A 21,902-nucleotide genomic window follows, 5' to 3' on the forward strand; every position below is an offset into this window, starting at 1 on the left:
AATGCCCCGTTTCCCGTATCAGTTTTTTGATGAGTTCGTTGTTCGTACTCCTTTATTTTCGCGGAAAGACTTTCAGGAGCAACTGAGCAGAAATGAAATTCCTGATTCGGAGTTACAAGAAATTTGCAGAAATCCTGTTTTTCTGGAGGCGCTTTATCTCGCGTCACCCAACCTTCACGATGAAGCCTGTAAATGGATCCAGTCAGAAAAAGACTTTTCTTCTAAAGAATTTCAGAAACTAAAACAAACCCTGTTAAAATATTATAGCAGAATAAGCTGCCGGTGTACACCTTTCGGATTATTTTCGGGAGTAGGGTTGGGATCCTTCGACAAAGTCAGGATGACAATTCCGGTTTCAGAAAAAGTCAGGGATACGAAATTGGACATGCATTTTTTGGTCTCCCTTGCTCAGCATTTTGTGCAGTTACCGGAGGTAAGAAAAAAACTTTTATTTTTCCCCAACAACAGTATTTATAAGGTAGGGAGTAAGATTCGCTATGTCGAATATCAGTACACTGAAGGAAAAAGAGAATATATTATTTCTTCGGCACCGCTTTCAGAAGAGCTGCAACGGGTATTGCATTTTTCAAAGCAGAAAAGACCCATAGATGAAATTGCCGGGATTTTGGTAAATGAAGAAACCGCAACATGGGAAGCAGAAGAATTTGTAGAGGAACTCATCAGCAATCAGGTATTGGTAAGCGAGCTGGAGCCGAATGTTTCGGGAAATGATTTTTTAGATTCCATCATTGCTGTTTTAAATAAGATAAAAGCAAATGATAAAGTCGAAATTTTAGTCGACATAAAAAATAAGCTAAACGAACTGGATCAGAATATCGGAAATCCCGCTTCAAAATATACTGAAATTGAAAGCCTCATTAAAATATTCGATACCGAATACGAACAAAAATACCTTTTCCAGACCGATCTGTATTACAAAGACGAATTTCTATTGCCCGGACAATGGAAAAAAGAACTCAAAAAAGGGATCAGCTTTCTTAATAAAATTACATTATCTCAGAAACAATCTTATTTGGAAGAATTTAAAAAAGCTTTTTATGAGCGGTTTGAAACGCAGGAAATGCCTTTGGCTTATGTGCTCGACACCGAAATAGGAATAGGATACAAACAGAACATCGCATCAAACGGAATTCACCCTTATCTGGAAGATTTACTAATTTTTGATTCTCCTCAAAAGCAGGTTGTGAAACTTAGTCTGAATCCCGTTCAGGAAATTCTCAATGAAAAATTGCAGGAAGCGATTATAGAAAACCGCCAGGTAATCAGCTTGGCTGACGAAGATTTTGACGGGTTTATTGAAAATTGGGATGATTTGCCGGATACGATGTCTTTTATGGCAGAAATAATTTCGGAAAGCGGAAATGAAAAATTATATATAGGAAACGGAGGCGGAAGCAGTGCGGCTAATCTCCTGGGAAGGTTTTGCTCGGAAAAAGCAGGCGTACAGCACCTTACAAAAGCCATTGCCCAAAAAGAAGAAAAGCTTCGACAGGCAGAATATGGCAACGATGAGATCTTAGCGGAAATTATCCATCTACCGGAAGCAAGAATAGGAAATATCATCCGCAGACCGACAATGCGATCTTACGAAATATCCTATCTGGCGCAATCTATATTATCGAAGGAGATGCAAATACCCATTGATGATCTATATATTTCTTTACAAAACAATAAGATTGTCTTAAGGTCCAAAAGGCTGAATAAAAAGATCAGACCTTATCTCACAAATGCACATAATTACTATATCAACACACTTCCTGTTTATCATTTTCTCTCCGAACTTAATTCAGAAAATATGCGAACCGGATTATATTTCGATTGGGGAAGTTTAAGTCAGATTTACCATTTTTTACCCAGAGTAGAATATAAAAACATCATTCTCTCAAAAGCACATTGGAAGATCAATGAAAAAGATATTTCCGCAGTGGAAATGTCTGCAGATAAAAGCCAGACTTTAACAACCTTTAAAAACTGGAGAGAAAAAAGAAAAATTCCGCAATGGATTCAATGGGTAAAATCTGATAATACGTTAACCTTCAACCTTGAAAATTACGATATGGTACAGCTGTTCTTCCAAACCCTGAAAGCAGAGAAGGCAATCATTATTGAAGAATTTCTGTACAATGAAAACGACGATTTTAAGCGTGAATTTATCTTCCCGATGTACAAAGTAAAATAGAGAAACACAATTTAAACGATGAAAAGAAAATTCCCTCCCGGAAGCGAATGGCTTTACCTGAAAATCTGTACAGGAGTGAAAACAGCTGATCTTATTTTGGAGGAAGAAATACAGCCTCTTGTAGAATATTTTCAGCAAAAAGAATATATTTCAAAATGGTTTTTTATTCGCTATAACGATCCTAAACCGCATTTGAGAGTAAGGTTGCTGTTGAATAATGTCATTTTTTACAATGAAATGCTTGAAAAAATTAATCAGTTATTTGAGCAATTTATCGACAGCGGAGAAATTTCAAATATTCAGATTGATACCTATAATCGTGAAATTGAACGTTATGGTAAAAACACCATAGAAGAAGCAGAGTCATTCTTCCATAAAAACAGCGAATTTACGCTGCAATGCCTTCACTATGATGATGAGGAAAAAATTATAATAAGTATTTTTTATATTGATGAACTGTTGAACAAAATCGGACTTTCTATTTGGGAAAGACTTATTTGGATTAATGATTTTAACGCCGCTTTTAAAGCTGAATTTAATGCAGATAAAAAGCTGAATTCCAGCATAGATAAGAAATACAGGAAGTTTAAATCAAAATATATAGAATTTCTTCAGGCCGATGAATTTTCAGATGAAAGAAATAAAGTTACTACCCTTATTGAAAAAAGTGATGTTGCTGTAGATTCTATTGCTCGCTATTATGCAGATCAATCTTTAGAAATGCCCTTACGGGAATTCTTTCAAAGCATATTTCATATGAATATCAACAGGCTTTTTGTTTCGCAACAAAGGCTGTTTGAAATGATAATTTATGATTATATGATGAGGTTTTATAAATCACAGGTTTGGATGAAGGCATAAATTTTAAAAGGAAAATAAAATTTGTTTAAACCCGAAAACATAAATACATTTGTAACCCACACGAATGATATAAAATGAAAAAAAGAACCAGTTTTCTTCCGAATATTGATCCGAGAATCTATCTAAGCTTTGGAATCATTTTCTTACTCAGTCTTGTTTTCCTGGTTTATCAGTATTTCCGCCACATCGATTGTGAAAATGCTAACTTCTATATTCATGCAGATGAGTATATCGTCAACAAAGTAGTTGAATTTAATGATAACACTAAGGGAGCTATATCCTGGGAGTGGGATTTTGGGGACAACACACCGGCTGATCGCCGGCAGCGAACTCTTCATTACTACAAAAAGCCGGGAGAATTTATTGTAAAATTAAAAATCAACGGCAACTGTATACACGAAAAACCGGTGACTATTACCAGTATTAGTCAGCAAAATGGCTATCTTCCCATTATCATAGCTCCGAATGTGACAACCGTGAGCGAGCCGGTCTATTTTAATGCTGAAAAAGAAGCCGCCGAATCTTGGGAATGGAGTTTTGGGGAAACCGGATCAACAGATGCTTTAGAAAAAGCGCCCGTTTATAGGTTCAAAACGACAGGTGATAAAAAAATTACCCTTATCGTTAATGGAGACGTAGAGCATACTGCAGTAAAAACAATATATGTTGCTCCTAAAGTGATTCGGGCAAAACAAAAGGTAAATATTAAATCCTATAAATTTGAAAAACCTCACTCCGCGTTTTCTTTACCTCCCGGGGAAGCTCAGAAAGATCCTCTTGTAGATATGTTGCAATATATTCCCGTGTCTCCGAAAATGAAACCCCAAAAAGACTCAGGCATTGCTGCGAAGAAAGCTCCGGAAATTTCCAATGAACAATTTCGGATTATGGTTGGGCAGGTTGCGGCACAAACCAAAACCAAGGACGACTTTAAAGATTTCATGTGTAAAAGATATGATATTCCTGTTGTTGTGAACGAAAAAAAACTGATACCATTCGATCAGCTTTGTCAGGAAATTGCCGGTAAAAAAATTAAAATTACCGCTCTCAGGATGAATAAAAATACTAAAAACTGTATTCAGAGTATCAGTATTCATTATAAAGTAAAAAAATGGATGTTATGGATGGAAGAATGACTTATAGAAAACAAATTTTCCAGCCTTAAAAGGACAAATGTGATTATTAAAAATGCAATGTAATTTAAAATTGATTAAAAAAAATTACACGATAATTAAATATTACAAAAAGCAAAACCGAAATTAATTGTTAACTATTTAATTATTGAGTCATTTTATTTTAAATTATTTTAATTTGAATTGTAATTATTAATTATTTCATAATAAATTGATATATTTGATACTTTAAGTTCTATCATTATTGTAAAAAATACAGTAACAGAATAAACACAAATTTTATTAAAACACGATGAGAAAAGATGTATTTCATATTACTCTATATCTGTTTATATATATCGCTATACTTTCATGTAGCGGCAAGAAATACATTACAGAAATCCCTTATTATTATTCAGATCAATATTCTCACAAAAGCCGGAATTTGGCAAATGACATTGGATCCCCGCATTCTATAGAAGGTAATAATTCTCAGATTTTAGATGATGACGTATTGAAAATTAAGGAAAAATATTCAATTATTATGGAAGTAATGCCTAGGGAAATCACAGATTACAGGCTTTATTCCTATATTGATGAATGGCTGGGAACGCCCTATAAAAAACAGTCTCTTGAAAAACAAAAGGCAGTTGATGCTTCCTATCTTATACAGGCGTTGTTCAGTGAAGTATACGAAGAAACCTTTCCTAAAACACCGGATGGTATTTTTCGTTCAAAAATGTTACAGCTTTTTACAGGAAGAATGTTCCTGAAAGAGGGTGATATCATTTTTTTTCGGTATGATAAATCCCATCCTATTTCTGATGTAGGGCTGTATCTTCATAATGACCGTATTCTGGCGTGTACCTCTAAAGGTCTTAATATCTATAATTTCAATGATGAATATTTTCAGCTGCGTTTTGTAGCTGCAGGAAGATTAAAAGACAAGAAATAATGAATCACTTACAACATATTGCCTCTCTAATTACGTCCTTTCCTCAGGATATCCGAGCAGAAGTCATTATCAATGATCTTATACAAAGCGAAGATCTCAAAGCCGAAGACTATACTATTCTTAAAGAAGGCCAATTTTCGAGGGCTTATCGCTTCGATGTGCTTGATGCAAAAGTAGCTGATTCCGATGATGAAAAAGCGCAGCTCGTATTGAATCTTTCCAGGGACAGCATGTACGATACACTGCCGCAGGGAATTTTCCATAACTCTCAGAATGATACTTCAGGAAAAGATGTGGATGTGATGATTCGGGAATATTATGATCAAAAAAAACAGCAAAAAGAGGCCAGGAAGTTTTTTCAGCCTTTTGAAAATGAAATGTTTGAATTCGGTGTAGAAATAGAAGATTTTGAGAGTTCCTTCCTGTCTGCACTCAACGGAAACAAAGCTCCCGATCTGTTTTATACATTCTGGAATATGAGCAGGGACTTTCTGCCACTGCTAATCTCAAAATTCATCAGGCTCCTTCCCTTCGCCTATAAAATAGTCGGCAATATATCTCAGGCTTGCCACATTCTTTCGATATTGCTTGAAGAAGAAGTAACAGTAAATGAACGCGGATATCAAAAATATGCTGACGACAGCAAAACAACTTTGTTGGGTGAGACCCGTCTCGGACTGGATTCTATTACAGGAACTCAATATGATGATTATTCCAGACATATCGATATTAAAATTGGTCCTTTGAAAAAGTCGACATTCACAGACTTTATCCATACAGGAAAAAAGAAAAAATTTGTTGATATGTTCTGCGAATATTTTTTTCCGCTCGAAATAGAAATTACTACAATAATTCTTCTTCAGGAAAATGAAGAAAAATTTGATATGAGTCGGCAGACCGAAGCTATTTTAGGATACAATACCTGTATATGATTAAGATAAAAAAGCATATTGTTAATTTATTAGATCCCCAACTCTTTGTCATTTTGTTGGTAGGAATTGCTTTATGTATCATCCTCACGATGATTTTTTCTCAAAAAACAAAAGATTTCAAACAAAAATACCGGGCCAAATTCTACATCTATCTTTTTTCATTTGCTTTTGCTTACGCAATCATTGCGCTTTTAGGTTATAATAGGCTATTCCAAGGAAATAATCTCTATGAATTTGTCTTCTATCAACTGTGTTCTTTAATTATAGGGATCATTCATTGTTATGCCTATCGTGCATATTTTGATAAATTTGAATTCAGAAAATCCGGTAACGAATATCTTTTTACTTTACTTTCGGTTTTATATGCCTCCGTTCCCTTTATGTTGATTTACTCATTTTTTAACGGAACAGATCTCGTTTATCTGATGCTGGGACATTTTATTGTATTTTTTATTCCAACCTTCTTAAATGATACATTTAACCGGATCATAAGTATTCCTCCCAAAGTCTACCTAACATGGCAGTTTCCGGAAAATTATAAAGAGACCATTGGTCTATCTGATGATGAATGGCGGGATATGGTTGTCTTCACTTATGTGATGGATAAAGATAAAACTGCCAGAAAATACAGCGTATACAGAGCTAAAGGACCAACAAGACTTGATTTCGGAAGGCTTTTTTACAACTTTACAGTAGATTACAACCAGAGACATCCGGAAGATCAGATTCAGGTGGAAGACGAAAACGGACTTTTCAGCTGGGTATTCTTTCTACAGCCCAAATGGTACGAGTCTACTAAATATATTGATCCCAATCTCACCCTTTACATGAATGGCATTGAAGAAAACAGCGTGGTGTTTTGTATAAGAACAGAGCAGGTTTTAGGTAAAAATAAAGAAGCCGGTAAAACAGACTTTGAATATAATCAGGAAAAAGAAAGGGAATATCAATAAAACCATTACAATAAAGATTAACACAAATGATAGAAAAATTAACTCACTTTCCGGTAAATTGGATCGACGGAATGAAGATCAATAAAACTCATTTTATTGATATGCAGGATTTTGTAAGCGATTCGGTGCGTGATGCAATTGGAGTGCATACTTCAATGATCAATTATGGTCTCCTGCCGGTAAAAAATTCTATTAAGATTCATCTTATTATTGATAATCATAAACTTCTGCGTATACAGGTGGAAGAGTGCCACGCCATAACACCTAATGGCTCAAGAATAGAAATTGGGGGAGGTGATTACGAAAACATCGCTTTATCCATTCCCTATCCCGAAGCAGTGCGTGAGCTGAAAGAAAATGAAAATGCGGTCTTACTGGCTTGTATTTCAGTAAATCCATTCAAAAGAACGCCTTACGGAGAGCCGGATCCACAAGAAAATCCGCCAAGATATCCTTATACTCATCCTGAATATTCACTTAATTTAATCTCAGAAGACGAACTAAAAAGGAATATGGGTTTTGGAAGTAATTATCTGACCATAGGAAAGATTCTGGTAAACGCAGGAGAATCTAAAATTGATGAAAATTATATTCCTCCTTCCGTCACTATCGCCGGACATCACAGGCTTCAGGATCTACATACTGAAATTGATCGGTTTTATGGACAGATTGAACTGTATTCTACGCAGATTTCCCAAAAAATATATGCAAAAAAACAGTCAAACAGCCTGGCGGTGATGATGGAACTTATGTCTGATAAAACTTTAAATTATTTAGGCATTGAAATCAACCGCTTCAGATGGATGGTGCCGCATTCTGCTCCGGTCAACATGCTTCTTTCGGTTGTGATTCTGGCAAGAATTCTTAAAAACTTTATTGATGCCCGTTCCGGAGCAGGAAAAGAAGAACTTCTGAATTATTTTGCAGAATGGTGCAACGTTAGCCAGGGAGATTTTGAAATCATATTTTCGGATGTTATTAATCTTGATTATAACCATAATCAGATGGACAGAATGATTGTAAAGATTACCCGTTTTATGAAAACACTTGAAAATCTTTTCTCCATTTTAAGCAGACTTGATTACATCGGGAAAAAACGTGATGGAAGCATTTTCGTATCGGAAAGTACCGATGAAAAGGATACAATTATCCATGCCAAAAGAAGCCGTACCTTCCTGGCAGAATGATTATAAGACGATAAATGAAGCTAAAAATTATATTTCTAAAATTAAATATCATTCATGGAAGTTTTAAATAAAAATCAGCGGAGAACCGCTTATTGGTTTTTTATATTGTTTTTCCTGCTTACATCCACACTTATTGTAGTAGCTGTTTTTTTCAATACTTATTTTCCGTTTAAAGAAAACAGCCTTCTCAAAGCTGAAAACATACGAATGAAAAAAGAAATGGAAACACAGAATAAATTTTCATTTCAGCTGGAAAAAGTAAAAGTGGCTGTAGATTCTATGGGAATGCCGGGGCAGAATGATTTTTTTAATGAAAAGTTGGCGCTTTCCATTCTTGCGGACATGTACAAACAACTCCCGAAAGATACCCTGAAAAACAAGAACATGTACAACAACACCATCATGACCTACAAAGACCTGATTGATGCTAAGAAACAAATCAAACAGCTTTCAGGCAATCAGGAACTGATGGACAGTTTAAACACAATAAACAAAGCACTGAAAGAAGAATATGATAAAATGAAAACCGATCTTGATGTCTGCAGACAGCTTTATCAGGTTCAGTGATAAAAGTGTTGTATTAAATATATAATCGAAATGTTAAGATTCTGTATAATTTTTTGTGGTATATTCTTTTTTGAGCATAAGTTTTATGCTCAGAATAAACCATTTGATTCTGCACAATTTGCTCATTTTGATTGTGGAATTATCCAGACTAAGCAAAAGCTGGATCACCGTTTTTTTGCAAGTGTTCCGGCAATAAGCCTGAGAATAGATAATGAAGAGCAAATGTACGCTTCATTTCAGCTGGGAAAAAGGAAAAATAAAATATATCTCTATCTGAAGTTGCTTGGAGAAGATATCTGCATTAATAATGATAAAAATGTTGACGTTTATTTTAAAACAGGCGAAGTTACTGTCCTGAAAAATGAATTTCCGATCAACTGTGAGTCGCTTTTCGCAAGACAGTTAAGTAAAAAAGAACTTAAAAAATTTAAAGAAAATGAAATAACACAATTACAAATTTACACGTATAAAAAAAATTATGAGATATATCTGAACGAAGTGCATAGGCAGGATATTCTCCATTACATTAATTGCCTTTCAGCATATAAGATTAGAAAAGGTGAAATCCATAAATAAGAGAGTAAAATAAAATCGTATAAAATGAGTCCGCTGCCTGAATTAAATCTGAATTTAGGAATGTCAAAAGATCCTGATTTTCCTTTTAATAGAAAGGGAAAAGAAGAAATAATCATAAGAACGGATTCTGCACTCAGGAAATATACGATTAGTCTTACGATATCTGATCAGGAGGCGGGGACTATAATTTTGCAGATTAATGGAAATGAAATTGAAGTTCCCACGTATAAACTAATTGTGACCGATGACAAGACAGAAGAAATACGATCTTATCAGGTAACAAGAGATATATTGAGATTTGTTAAAACCAAAAATAAAAAAAGTTGGTTGTCATTCTTCGGATTTAAAAAGTTTGATAAAGCGTCTTATCTCTACGAAAATATTCCGTTTGAGCCGAAACAGGACAGCATTGAAACATTCGATATTTCAGCATACAGAAAATTATCTCACGATATGCTGTTTTACCAGCTGGAAAGAAGCGGGGATAAGATGGTAATTTATGCAGGAGATATCAGCAATTTTATAAAACCGGAACATGTTGAGAAATATTTTATTGTTGTAGATAATGATCAGGGAAAGAGCTTTATCGGAGATATTCTTTACCGTGAAAAATTTCTGAAACTTACTCCCAAAGTAGAACTCAGGATTATCAAAAGAAAGCAGGTTCCGATGAATTTCGAATACAATAATAAAGGAAGTATTAAAAAAATTATTTATCTGTAAAATTTAACACGGCAATGAAAGATATTTACTACAACATACCAATTGATTTTGAAAGACTTACCGGCAAAAAAGAGGTCGATAAAATTTCTTTGGAAACATCACTGCGGCAACATCTCTTTCTGCTGGCAACCACGGCATTGGGAGAATGTAAATTTGATGAAACCTATGGCTCGGAAATATGGGAAATAGATTTTGATCTCCTGAAGAGCGACAACAGCCTCAAAGAATTAATTTCTGAGACTCTAAAGAAATCAATTATAAAACATGAGAAAAGGCTGGAACTTGAAAATGTTGAGGTTTATGTAAGTGACCATAATCTTGGAAATTCAGTAAAAAGAAGAATGAAAAAAAGAGTGTCATTTGCCATTAAAGGGCTCATTGCAGAGACTGACCGTTCATTTGTGTTCAGTAGTTGTTTTTTTGTGGGACCACTTTCATATTAATACGGAATTAAATATACATGAATCAGGAAAGAATTATAGACAGGATATTAAGAAAGGCTTCAAAGTTGTGGGGATACAGTGAGTTGGAGTCGGAAAGTTCCTTCGATCCCGTTGTAAGCTTATTGTTATCTGCCTGTGCCGCAGAACTTGAAAAACTGGGCTCTGAGCTTGAAAATTCCCGTTCCAGAATTATAGAAAGGGTTTTGGAAGTAATGTTCCCCGAACAGGTTTCCGGTGTAGTACCGGCACGAACCCTGCTTCAGGTGAGCCCTCTGGAAAACAATACCTTTATTTCGTACTATAGTAGTTTTAAAACTACAATTCGAAAACAGAATATTTACAATCCATCCGAAAGTACTGTTAAAGACTTGTATTTCAGTCCTTCGATAGAAACAAAATTGTTTGCTGCAAAAGTAAAATATCTTGCTTATGATAATGTAATGATGCACATTGAAGACTTTTTTTCTGATGAAATTATCGGAAAGGCAGAAGAACATCTTCCCTCAGGTGAATTATGGCTGGGAATACACTCTCATCTGAGAGAAGATCTTGAGGACTTGGTGCTTTTTATTGATAGTAGTAATAGCTTCCAGAAAGAGATCTTTTATTATTATCTGAAGCAGGTAAAAGTTTTTTTTGGAAATAGAGAGTATCATTTAAATGAAGGCTATAATATAGAAAATGACAGCCTGAATCCAGAACAGATTATTACTAAAAATTATTCCGACCTGGAATATATTTATAATGAAATCAACCGGTTTTATAAACCATATTTCTTTACGCTGAAAGCGAGGTTGTCTTTTTCTGAGAAACCGGAAAAAGAAGAGCTGTTTTTTAAACACTTTCCGGAAAATGAGATAGCGGCTGAACAAGATATTTTTTGGCTTAAGTTTAAATTTTCGGAAGCAATTGTTCCTGAGATTTTACAAAATGTCCGTTTTGCATTAAACTGTGTTCCTTTTATTAATATCAGGAATCAAAACATCACCCGTAGAATAAAAAGCAGGCTGAATATCATTCCAATCGATGATGCAGAGCAATTTCTGGAACTTGATGATGTGTCGGACGAGTATGGAAAAAGATTAGATATTAAAAATTATGAATCTGAAAATGAAGAACCAATAGCCGTTTTGAGGCGGGGAGGTGTTTCCCGTTTCGACCGCAGGAGCGCGTCGGAATTACTACAGTATTTATTAGAACTGATCAAAGACGAAACGGCTGCGTTTGCAAGTATAGGTTCCAATTCCGTCAATGATATTCTCAGGCAGATTAATCAGAATATGGCATCACTTCATCAGCTTGCAAAAGAAAAAAACTTTGTTCAGGCCAACAGTCCATACCTGATTATTTCTTCCGGAGATCCGGAAACAGATGTACAGTGCAAAATCTCTTACTGGTCTACCGCTGCACAGGATGGAAATGATGTAAAGCAGATGACCCGGCTCACAGCAGTAGGTCCGGAAAACGGATTGTTTGAAAATTCTGCCTTGGCTATCCGTACTTCAGTGGGCGGGAAAAAGAAGCTTTCTCCGCAGGAGAAAATATTGGAATACAGAAATGCTTTACTGACAAGAGGTCGCATTGTTACGGTAGCAGATATCAGGGCTTTTGCAATGAATCATTTCAGGCAGCTTATCAAAGATGTTGAAGTTAGGAAAGGTACACAGAAAGAAGTTTCATTGAAAGGAGGCTTCAGCAGAACTATTGACGTCTTTCTTGTCCGAAATAAAGAAAATATCCGTAAAGAAGAATGGGAATATCTGTGCGATAGTTTTTTGCTGAACCTAAAAAATGCATCCGCAAATATTTATCCTTACCGCTTATTTGAAAAATAGGTGAGAATCATTACAACTTAATATAAAATTAAAGATATCGAATAATTTAAACACAATATAGTATGTTATCAAACAAAGGAATCGGTGGTAATGAAGTACCATTTGATGCAAATGAAGCGATTGTGGAAATCCCGCAAAACAGAACCCTTTTCGCACAGAAACTTACAGCAGAAGACCCGGTAAAACCGGAGCTCGTAGAAGGACTAACTACGGTAGAAAAAGTCTTTGAACATTTTAAACCCGAAATTAAAGTTGATTTTGAAAATGCAGAAGGTGCTACCCAAATGGAATCTCTGCAATTCAGCAATCTTGGAGACTTCGGAACCAAAGGAATTACCGCACAAAGTAATTTTCTCAATGTATTGGAAACGGAAAAAGACCAATATCAGAAAATTGTGAAGCAGCTTAAAACAAACAAAATCCTGAAAGCGGCCCTTGAAGATCCCGATGCAAAGAAAGCATTGCACGATACGCTGCTGTTGCTCATCAAAGAACTTGAAGAAAATAAATAATCTTAAAAACACAAAACGATGTCACAAAAACAACAAGAATTGCAACCAATGGAAGCTCCCGTACTGGAGCAGAAAATAGCAGGACATGCTTCTGCGGATAAGTTATTGGAAAAGTTGGCACGCTACGGAGGATTCGACTTGCTGGAAACCTCTATTGAAAATATTCAGAATATAAATCCGGATCGTAAAGCGAGAAGAAAAATTTTTCTTACCGAAAAAAGTAAAGAAAAAGAAAGAGAGATACTTAAAAAGACATTGGAGCTCTGGACTATTATAATCGGAAAGAATAATTCTGTTGCCGATATGGTGTCCCACTGTGATGCTCAAAGAAAGTCTGCAGAAGAACTGTTGGCAAAAAATCTTTTCAGGGCAGTGGAAGCAACCCGGGAACTGGAAGCCAACTATAGAACAATCGCCTTATTCTATAAAAATACCGAGTCTGAAAAAGTAAGAAATATTACAGTAGTAAATGCTACGCTGGAACAGTTGAAGGACCTAGACAATACCCGTTTTATTGATACAATCCATGCGGAGCTTTCTGATAATTATGACAGGCTTGACCTCAGGAACAACTATGGTATTCTGGTAATTCCGGGATATTTGGGATCCAATATCGTTGTAGAAAAATGGGCGAAGATTGCTCATGAAAATAAGGTGATACTCATAACGGATTTTGAACATCTTGATGAGCCGGATGATGTGATGGAAATGTTTGATCAGGCTTATCTTACCGGTGGTGAAATCTACCGCTCAAATATTTTAATGACCTGCAACTGGCTGGTAGGAAGAGGCCGTTTTGAAGAAATTAGTGAGCAGGAAGATTTATTTGTGCCTCCGTCAGGAGCTTTGGCCGGAAAGGTATATAAAACATTAATGTCGCAGGTAACTGCAGGCAAAAAATTCGGAGGGATTAATGAAGTGGACGGAGTAAAGTTTGACCTAAAAAAAAGTGAGATCGCCAACCTTGAAAATATGGGATTGATCCCTATGGTTAATGAATATGGGAAAGTAATGGCATTCTCCGGAAAAACACTATTCAACGGAGATAATCTTGGGCTGCAAACCTATTCCGTAGTCAGGGTATTTGATTATGTAACTAAAGTCCTGATGGATTTTCTTAACAGGAGAGCTTTTGAGAATTTTACTGCTGTAACCAGAAAAGAAATCATGAATCAGATTGTACGCTTTTTAGATGCTATTACAGGTCCCGGTAAGCTTATAGAAAACTTCGAAATCAGAAAATTCGAACAGGATCCGGTACAAAAAGACCGAATTCACCTGGATATTCATATGAAGCCTTATTTCCCGGCAAAAAATTTCCTTATTAAGATGGATGGTCATAAAGGAGATGATGGTAATGAATGGAATACGGAATATGAGCAAAAATAAACGGAAATAGCACCGTGACATGGTGCAGCAGGAGTGAATAAGTAAGGGTGTGAGCAATTCCTCCTGTCTTTTTCGTAATTTGTGTTTTTTTGGCACAGGAGCATTTTGCTTCTGTGCTTTTCTATTGATGTAGATATAAATTTAAAATTGTTTTATCCTAAAAACACTTTATATTTTACAGATTGATGTGAATAATTGATTATTTATAAAAATATGTTATTTTATTAATTATTTTTATATTTTTAAACATATTATTATTAACATAATAAAAAATACTGCAATATTTTATAAATATTTTTTGGTTTTATTAAAATTAATTTTACTTTTGAACAGTATTCTGCGCCGATAAGTCAAGCTGAAGAACGCATGAATATATTCCATTATTGGTAATATTATTATTTAAACTTAAAATATATTATGTCATTTAAAACCATTTTAGAATACGCCGGAACAAAGCGTAATGTTTTATCAGTAGAGTTCGGCATGTTACAGGAAACCGACAAAACGGGGAGGCCGTCTTCGGTAGCCCGAGGAGGGAAAATCCATTTAACCGTAGAAGGAACCGGTGCAACTGATCTTTTTGAATGGATGACCAATTCTTTTGAAAGAAAAGATGGAAGTGTTAAATTCATTAAAAGAGATAGTGATGCTACATTGAAAGAGCTTAAATTCAAGGAAGCTTATATTGTGAAATACACTGAAAATTTTGATGCCTCAGGAGAGAATCCGCTTACTGAAACTTTCGTGCTTTCAGCAAAAGAAATTGAATTGGGTAATGCCAAACATGTAAATGAATGGGTTTAACCTTCTTTACATTCAAAATGAATTATTTCAAACTAAAAATATAGCTTCTGTATTTTTCATAAAAGAGATTTTTAATCAGAAAATACCTGCGGAATTCTTAAATAGGTATCCTCCAATGATCTTTTAAAAAACCAAAGCTTACTTATCAAACAAAACACTTAACCGAAAAAAAATTATTATGTCATTTAAAGCAATATTAGAAGTAGCCGGAAAAAAGTACAATATTCTGAATGTAAATTATGGATTATTCCAGGAAACTGATGCTACAGGACGTCCGTCTACCATTACAAGAGGAGGAAAAGTTGATGTTACTGTAGAAGGAACAGGGTCTACGGAACTTTTTGAATGGATGACCAATTCTTTCGAAAGAAAAGACGGAAAAATAGTATTCTTCAAAAGAGACAGTGAAGCCACACTCAAAGAGCTTAAATTCACAGAAGCTTATCTCGTAAAGCATAAAGAAAAATTTGATTCGGTTGGAGAAAACCCGCTCACCGAGTCATTTACAATCTCCGCCCGGAAAATAGAAATGGGAAGTGGTGCCTATGAAAATGAATGGGTATAATGGTTTGTCAGAATGGGCAACAATATTATCCGTTTTTTCAAAAAAATAATATGCTAATTACATTTCCATTGAAAACAAAGAATCATGTCATTTTTATCAAAATTAGAACTCGACGGTAATATATATACTATTCTCGAATGCCAATACAGGTTTACTCAGCCAGTAGATAGTACAGGAAAGCCAAAAGGAATTCCTAAAGGTGGTGAAATCATGATCCGTATCGAAAGTACAGGCAATCCGGAACTTTTGAACTGGATGCTGGATCATCAGCAGGTAAAAAACGGGAAAATCATTTTCTACCGGCGGGATGCAATGAGCAAACTACAGGAATTGGTTTTTGAAAAAGCATACTGCATTGAATTTTCTGAACGCTTCAATGCCGGCAACGAAGAACCATTACAGATAGAAATGCATCTCATTGCAAAAAAGTTTAATATAAATGGTGCTATTCACGAAAAAATGTGGCGCGACTAAAGCAATGAATTCTGGTGCGTAAAGTATACGCCATCAACCAAAATACAAATATGGAAAATACAGATTTTAATAATAGCTTGGTCTTCAGTACCTCACGTTCCTTTAAAGAATGGCTTCAGGATCCTTCCAACCCGATAGTCTATTGCCTGCTTACCCTTGACGGTAAAGAATTTCTAGCCAGAAACAGCTATTCGGTGGAACTTCACCAGAAAACAGCAGATCATGATCATTTTATTATTACAGTCCCGGATGATGCATTAGATAGCTTTGAAGGATATGTCATGGAAAAGTCTAAAAACCTTCTTGGAAAAAATGTAGGGATCGCTTACTGGCGTTTCGGGAAAATCAGACAGTCTTTTTCAGGAATTATCACCGGAATTAAAAATATGAAAGATGAAGGGGGAGGATATGGAAACCTGATCATTACGGGCAGTTCACCGGGAATCTTACTGGAAAACGGAAAAGATTGTCAAAGTTTTGAAGATAAAACACTGGAAGAAATTATCATGCAGGTTACAGAAGATTATCCTCAGGAAGTTAAAATAAAAGTTGATCTTCCCAATACCAAACACGCCTTGCCATATACCGTACAATATGCGGAGTCAGATTATAATTTCATCCGGAGACTTGCCAGAAGGTACGGTGAATTTTTCTATTACAATGGAGAGGAATTAATTTTCGGAACATCTACACAGCCTCTTATTGACCTTGCCGAAAATGTTGATCTTATCAGTGTTGAATTCGATCTGAAAATAGATGCTCAGGATTTTAGCTATACGGCCTATGATATTTATAGGGGATCAAAGATGAAAAAAGACAGCAACAGTCTGAAATCTGAATTCAAGGAGAATATTTTTCAGACAATCGCTGTAAATACATCCGGAAAGATATTTCAAAAAAAACCGAAAATGTTTTTCAGTCATACAGGAATTGGTGAGAATTCGGAAAAAGAGCTTGAAGAGGCAATTTTAAGGGAAAAAGAACGAAGGGAAAATCTGGTGCTTGTAAAAGGAAAGAGTAGAGATCCGGAACTGAAAATTGGAGGAAGAGCAAGGCTGGCTGATATCAACGGAAAAGCGATGGAAACCTACCGAATCATAGATATTAAACATATTCATGAAGGTGGTGATGATTATTATAATGAGTTTGTGGGGATCCCGGATTTGTTTAATGCCGCACCTTATATAGATACGGAAGCTGTACCAAGAAGTAGTGAACAGCCTGCGAGAGTTTTAGACAACAATGATCCAATGGGAATGGGTAGGATTCGCGTACAGTTCCCATGGCAGGAAGACAAAAACCAGAAGGCCCCATGGATCAGAATGGTACAGCCTCACTCAGGATCCGGAAAAGGATTTCATTTTATTCCGGAAACTGGCGAGGAAGTGCTCGTTGGTTTTGAGGGCGGAAATGCGGAAAAGCCTTTCGTGATAGGAACGCATTATAATGGTAGTGAAATCAGCTCTTATCATACTTCAGGAAATGATAAGAAAGTTATTCATACCCGAAGCGGAACCAAGATTGTTTTAAATGATGCTGAAGGAAGCATTTTTATAGAAGACCCGAGTGGAAATACTTATTTGATGGATGGGAAGGGAAATATTAATGTGAATGCACCGAATGACATGAATTTTACGGTAGGAAAAAACCTGAACATTAATGTTGGAGAAAATATGACTATAAGTGTGGGTCAAAATATTTCTACAAATGCAGGAAATAACATTGGGGTTACTGCTGGTAATGACATTATAGAAACGGCAACGGGAAATAGAATGGAAATGTCAGATAATAGAACGGAAATAGTACAAAAAGACTATACCAGACAATCTGATACTTCAGACATCTTTGCGAAAAAAATAACAGCCATTAGTTCTGAAGAAGATATTTTGATACAGAGTGCAAAAACTGTGCATATGAATAGTGGAGAAAAAGGAACTAATCATTAACCAAGAATATTATGGCTATTATAAAGCAAGCAAAAAGCATAAAAATAGTAACATCCAAAAAGGATATTGTTATGACAGAAAATTTGGGTATTTCAACTCAAAAAAAAATGACTTTTGATGCCATTGAAGATAATTTGGAGTTCAACTCTGTGAAAAAAATAAAAGCAGATGGGCGGGATTAGTTATGGTAATTGGTCTTCAATTAAAAGAGAAATATTTCCTACTTCCGTAAATTTTGAATGCTCTAAAATTATAGAATATAATATTGCTCTTAATGAAACGAGAGAGGTTAAATTTAAAGTAGGTGGGAAAAATGACGATGAAAAAAGAGAAATAGAATTTGAACTGAATAATTCTAATATTTCTTTGTCTACATCAAAATGGAATGCTGAAAATGAATGGATTTTAAAAACTAAAATAACAGCTAAAGAGTTAGGAAATACTACAATTACAGTAAAAGCAGAAGGGAAAACACTTAACACTATAAAAGTAAAATGTGTTAATTATAAGGATGTGTTTTCTAATGCGGAATCAAAAAGATTGATTGATGAGATACATTATATAAAACCAAAAGCCGACGCAGAAACAGAGCCTGAATATGATGAAAATTATTGTATGCAGGCGGCAGAAAGAGGCATATCAGAATTATTAAAAAATTATACCGATTTTTATTCTGTAGAAAGAGGAACGGATAAACATAGAAATCGAATTGGTTTTTCTGGTTTAACAGCTATAGACAGAGGAAATAAAATCAAAGCAAATGGTTATGTTTCAAATCAATTTGAATTTAATGATTATTCTATTGATCATACAAAAAGAAAATCCATTATAGATTCAGCAAATTATGGTAAAGTAAAATATGATATCATCAATTTTAATACAGGAGGTAAAAATAAATTATTCGGTTATTTTGAAAATATTATTAGTAATAAAATAGGATTTCATGTTTTTTATTTTACTGTTACAAATGGGTTTCATACTTTACTTTTATTAATTGACAATTCAAATCCTTGTGATGCCAAATATGCTATCTATGACCAACATGGCATTACCTCTTCTTCTGGAAACTTCAGTGATATTGCAGAAGGGATTAGAAAACAAACCAGTTGGACTTTTGCTAATACTTGCCTGAATAGGTTTAAATCAGGAAAATCTTCACAGTGGGATTCCACTAAAACAATATTATGGAAAATCCAAAGAAAGTAGTATTTTATTTTGTGTTACTAATTCTAATTTTTTCTTGTAAAGGACAGGAAAAAAATGATTTTATTCTAAAACGTAACGATGATATTTTTATTAAAGTCCCATTCTTATTGGGAGAAAGAAGAGGGGAAAATTTCTTTGTTGAAAATGACACCATTTTTTTTAAAACGGTAAAAATTAATGGTATTGAAACAGAAATTAAAAATAGTATTGATATTGAATCGTTTGCTTTAATTCCAATTAATATAAAGGAAAAAAAAGAAATAAATAATCCTTATTATTTAAGCAATCCTTTTTATAATTATTTCATAGATAGAAACCACATATATATATATAGAGATGATTTGCCAACTCCACAATTCTTTCAAATTGGAAAAGCAAAGGAATATAAAATACTAGGAGGGGCATATTTAAAAATAAACAATAAAATTTATTGGAGAGGAATTGAAGTTTTAAACGCAGATATAAATTCATTCAAAGTCGTTAATGTCCAAAGAAATAAATCTGAATGGCAGGCTTCAATAGGTATGGATAAGAAACATATATATTCTGGAGATAAGGTAATGCGTTATGAAGAATTTTCAAAACACTATTTTTTGAACAAGCAAATCCTTAGCTGGTGCAAACTTCATGATTGTAACATAAAATAAAGATATCATAAGAATTTATATGGGAGTTTTGGTTATATGCTAATGGCTCAGAAACAGAAGCTTTCGTGAAGGGAACGCCTTAACGTGAGCGAGACCTCCGACTAAAGTAAATTATTTAACAACATCAATAATGGAGATTAGCATTCTCAACTATTACGTCAGGAAAGGAGATACATTAGAATCTGTTGCCCGGGAAACAGGCGTCTCTGCCGAAGTATTGAAACGATATCATAATACCTACTGCAGCCTTGATGAGCTTATCGGACATGATCTTGACAATGTGCGTAAAATACTCATTCCTCCGCCTGAAAAGATCAGAGAACTGAGAGAAAATAACAGTATTGTTTCAAAACAGGAAATGCGTCCTTCGCATTATCTGTTCAAAAATTTCTATGCAGACAATTACAAAGTAAGTGAGCATTTTGAAAAACCGGGAACAGAAGGTTTAATAATAAGTTACGTCGTTTCAATAAATGTTCATAAGCTTGAAAATAAGGGATTTATAATCAAAACGAAAAGTTCTGAGTTTAAAAAAAATAATGAAGTTCCCGAAGATAAAATAAGCATGCTTTCAATATCCTGCATGAAAGCTCTTTATCCTGTCGCTTTTACTGTTCCTGCTCAGGGATCTATTTCCGGATTTTATGATTATAAAGAAATGATAAGAACATTCAGGAAGAAATTGCAGGACCCTGAAAATTTTTTTGTAGGTGAGATTTCTCAGGCTTATATTACTCAATTCAGGAATTATCTTGACAATGAAAAACTCCTGCTTGAAAAATTTCGCTCTACATTGCTTTATCAGTTCCTGTTCCCAAAAATGGAATGGTTTCATAAAAACCAATCTTGGGAAGAAAAATTATACATCATTCAAAATTCATTTCCTGTAACATGTTTGATGGAAGCTGAATACCATGATGAATCAGATGGTCATATTCTGACAATACTCCGCGGAAATATAAAAGACGGCTGCACCTTACAGGAATTGCTGGGAGGAAGGAAATTTCCCGAACATTCTGAAGAACCGGTTTCCGGGGAGATAATTTGTGAATATGAAAAGGAAAAGCATACAATGCAGCTTTTAAAAGCAAAAATCAAAATTATTTTGAAAAATAAGGATAAAATATACAGCACTCATAAATTAATTCTTCAGAGAAAAAATTAATTTATTAAATTTAATCAATCATAAAAACACAACATCCGATGAAAAAATATCTTATCCAGACAGGAGATTCCCTTTCATCCGTTGCAGAACGATTTTCTGTAAAAGATGCACAAACGCTTCGGAGTTTTCACAATACGCATTGTCCTCTGGAAGACTTATTGGGCTATGAACTGGTTCCGGGAAAGCAGCTTTTGATTCCTGAGGATGCACAATATCTCAAAGAAGATGAAAAAACTTCCGATACATTAAACGGCTATAGTGATAAAATCCTGTCCGAGGATAAAAAACAGGACTTACAGCAAAAAGAAGAAACCTCAAAAAAGCAAGAAAGCCAAAACAGCATAGGCCGTTCCGAATTGCACGACGGAAAATACTTTGTTGTACAGAAAGGAAGGTGTCAGTGCAATCAGGGTTTTAAATATCCGAAATTCAAAGTAACCAGCCATCAAAAACTTTATTGGAATGACGCACACGGACAGCCAGACTATCTTGCCGTAACCGAAGACGATACTCAATTTGATCCTGTTGCGCAGCCTTTCGGACAATGCAAACTGAAGCCCTCATCCGGAGGGTATCTTCCATGTGTTTATGCACCGGCAGGGAAATGGACAAAAATCTATGAAAATGTAAAAGTGATGGACAGAAGCTGCGTCACAGAAATCTCCGAGCTGATGTGTACCTCCGGAGGAAAAATTACCATTCTAAAACATGGTCAGCAAAGTGAACCCGTGAAAAGCCAGGTTGCAAAAGCCGATGCTCAAGAACAGCATGTATACAATCCTATTATGGATTTTCAGAGATTTCAGGAGGAGTTTGGGAGTAATTATGGAATGGCGTGGTAATTTAAAAA

At 35.0% G+C, this 21,902-nt stretch carries 23 protein-coding genes; all 23 read left to right on the plus strand.

Going from position 1 to position 21,902, the window contains the following annotated elements:
- The first annotated feature begins 1 nt into the window (after position 1).
- On the plus strand, positions 2–2,200 hold the full coding sequence (locus M0D58_RS11440) for a lantibiotic dehydratase family protein (protein ID WP_248389347.1): 2,199 nt from the start codon (positions 2–4) through the stop codon (positions 2,198–2,200).
- An 18-nt stretch (positions 2,201–2,218) separates the two neighbouring features.
- A complete protein-coding gene (locus M0D58_RS11445; RefSeq protein WP_248389349.1) occupies positions 2,219–3,061 on the plus strand; it encodes a thiopeptide-type bacteriocin biosynthesis protein in 843 nt (280 codons plus the stop codon).
- A gap of 74 nt (positions 3,062–3,135) precedes the next feature.
- Positions 3,136–4,197: a PKD domain-containing protein gene (locus tag M0D58_RS11450; protein ID WP_248389351.1), complete on the plus strand. Its 1,062-nt coding sequence runs from the start codon at positions 3,136–3,138 to the stop codon at positions 4,195–4,197.
- A 289-nt stretch (positions 4,198–4,486) separates the two neighbouring features.
- Positions 4,487–5,128 carry an NlpC/P60 family protein gene (locus M0D58_RS11455; protein ID WP_248389353.1) on the plus strand — a complete coding sequence of 214 codons (642 nt, stop codon included), beginning with the start codon at positions 4,487–4,489 and terminating at the stop codon, positions 5,126–5,128.
- Positions 5,128–6,060, plus strand: a complete 933-nt coding sequence (locus tag M0D58_RS11460) for a type VI secretion system baseplate subunit TssG (protein ID WP_248389355.1) — start codon at positions 5,128–5,130, stop codon at positions 6,058–6,060. The genes M0D58_RS11455 and M0D58_RS11460 overlap by 1 nt, the downstream gene beginning before the upstream one ends.
- A complete protein-coding gene (locus M0D58_RS11465) occupies positions 6,057–7,013 on the plus strand; it encodes a TssN family type VI secretion system protein (RefSeq protein ID WP_248389357.1) in 957 nt (318 codons plus the stop codon). Before M0D58_RS11460 ends, M0D58_RS11465 begins: the two co-directional genes overlap by 4 nt.
- A 26-nt stretch (positions 7,014–7,039) precedes the next feature.
- Complete coding sequence (locus M0D58_RS11470; protein ID WP_248389359.1) at positions 7,040–8,200, plus strand: hypothetical protein; 1,161 nt, start codon at positions 7,040–7,042, stop codon at positions 8,198–8,200.
- Positions 8,201–8,254: 54 nt separating this feature from the next.
- Positions 8,255–8,767, plus strand: coding sequence for a type VI secretion system TssO (tssO, locus tag M0D58_RS11475; protein WP_248389361.1), 513 nt, complete (start codon positions 8,255–8,257; stop codon positions 8,765–8,767).
- A gap of 30 nt (positions 8,768–8,797) precedes the next feature.
- Positions 8,798–9,343, plus strand: a complete 546-nt coding sequence (locus M0D58_RS11480; RefSeq protein ID WP_248389363.1) for a hypothetical protein — start codon at positions 8,798–8,800, stop codon at positions 9,341–9,343.
- A gap of 24 nt (positions 9,344–9,367) precedes the next feature.
- Entirely contained in the window at positions 9,368–10,066 is a 699-nt protein-coding gene (locus M0D58_RS11485; RefSeq protein WP_248389365.1) for a hypothetical protein, read from the plus strand.
- Positions 10,067–10,080: 14 nt separating this feature from the next.
- Positions 10,081–10,509: a GPW/gp25 family protein gene (locus tag M0D58_RS11490; RefSeq protein WP_248389367.1), complete on the plus strand. Its 429-nt coding sequence runs from the start codon at positions 10,081–10,083 to the stop codon at positions 10,507–10,509.
- A 17-nt stretch (positions 10,510–10,526) separates the two neighbouring features.
- Complete coding sequence (locus M0D58_RS11495) at positions 10,527–12,344, plus strand: hypothetical protein (protein WP_248389369.1); 1,818 nt, start codon at positions 10,527–10,529, stop codon at positions 12,342–12,344.
- A 62-nt stretch (positions 12,345–12,406) separates the two neighbouring features.
- Positions 12,407–12,856 carry a hypothetical protein gene (locus M0D58_RS11500; RefSeq protein WP_248389371.1) on the plus strand — a complete coding sequence of 150 codons (450 nt, stop codon included), beginning with the start codon at positions 12,407–12,409 and terminating at the stop codon, positions 12,854–12,856.
- Positions 12,857–12,904: 48 nt separating this feature from the next.
- Entirely contained in the window at positions 12,905–14,245 is a 1,341-nt protein-coding gene (locus M0D58_RS11505; RefSeq protein ID WP_248394974.1) for a DUF5458 family protein, read from the plus strand.
- 417 nt (positions 14,246–14,662) lie between these two features.
- The gene (tssD, locus tag M0D58_RS11510) at positions 14,663–15,049 is read left to right on the plus strand and encodes a type VI secretion system tube protein TssD (RefSeq protein WP_248389373.1); all 387 of its coding nucleotides are present in this window, start codon (positions 14,663–14,665) and stop codon (positions 15,047–15,049) included.
- 178 nt (positions 15,050–15,227) lie between these two features.
- Positions 15,228–15,614: a type VI secretion system tube protein TssD gene (gene tssD, locus M0D58_RS11515; protein WP_248389375.1), complete on the plus strand. Its 387-nt coding sequence runs from the start codon at positions 15,228–15,230 to the stop codon at positions 15,612–15,614.
- 84 nt (positions 15,615–15,698) lie between these two features.
- Complete coding sequence (gene tssD, locus M0D58_RS11520) at positions 15,699–16,088, plus strand: type VI secretion system tube protein TssD (protein WP_248389376.1); 390 nt, start codon at positions 15,699–15,701, stop codon at positions 16,086–16,088.
- A 50-nt stretch (positions 16,089–16,138) separates the two neighbouring features.
- Entirely contained in the window at positions 16,139–18,034 is a 1,896-nt protein-coding gene (locus tag M0D58_RS11525; protein WP_248389378.1) for a type VI secretion system Vgr family protein, read from the plus strand.
- Positions 18,035–18,045: 11 nt separating this feature from the next.
- Complete coding sequence (locus M0D58_RS11530; RefSeq protein WP_248389379.1) at positions 18,046–18,216, plus strand: hypothetical protein; 171 nt, start codon at positions 18,046–18,048, stop codon at positions 18,214–18,216.
- Entirely contained in the window at positions 18,203–19,240 is a 1,038-nt protein-coding gene (locus M0D58_RS11535) for a hypothetical protein (protein WP_248389380.1), read from the plus strand. Before M0D58_RS11530 ends, M0D58_RS11535 begins: the two co-directional genes overlap by 14 nt.
- Complete coding sequence (locus M0D58_RS11540; RefSeq protein WP_248389381.1) at positions 19,219–19,887, plus strand: DKNYY domain-containing protein; 669 nt, start codon at positions 19,219–19,221, stop codon at positions 19,885–19,887. Before M0D58_RS11535 ends, M0D58_RS11540 begins: the two co-directional genes overlap by 22 nt.
- 130 nt (positions 19,888–20,017) lie before the next feature.
- The gene (locus M0D58_RS11545; protein ID WP_248389382.1) at positions 20,018–21,052 is read left to right on the plus strand and encodes a LysM peptidoglycan-binding domain-containing protein; all 1,035 of its coding nucleotides are present in this window, start codon (positions 20,018–20,020) and stop codon (positions 21,050–21,052) included.
- Between the two features lie 38 nt (positions 21,053–21,090).
- The gene (locus M0D58_RS11550; protein ID WP_248389383.1) at positions 21,091–21,894 is read left to right on the plus strand and encodes a DUF4280 and LysM peptidoglycan-binding domain-containing protein; all 804 of its coding nucleotides are present in this window, start codon (positions 21,091–21,093) and stop codon (positions 21,892–21,894) included.
- The last annotated feature ends 8 nt before the right edge of the window (positions 21,895–21,902 follow it).

The organism is Chryseobacterium nepalense (genome assembly GCF_023195755.1).
Taxonomy (GTDB): domain Bacteria; phylum Bacteroidota; class Bacteroidia; order Flavobacteriales; family Weeksellaceae; genus Chryseobacterium; species Chryseobacterium nepalense.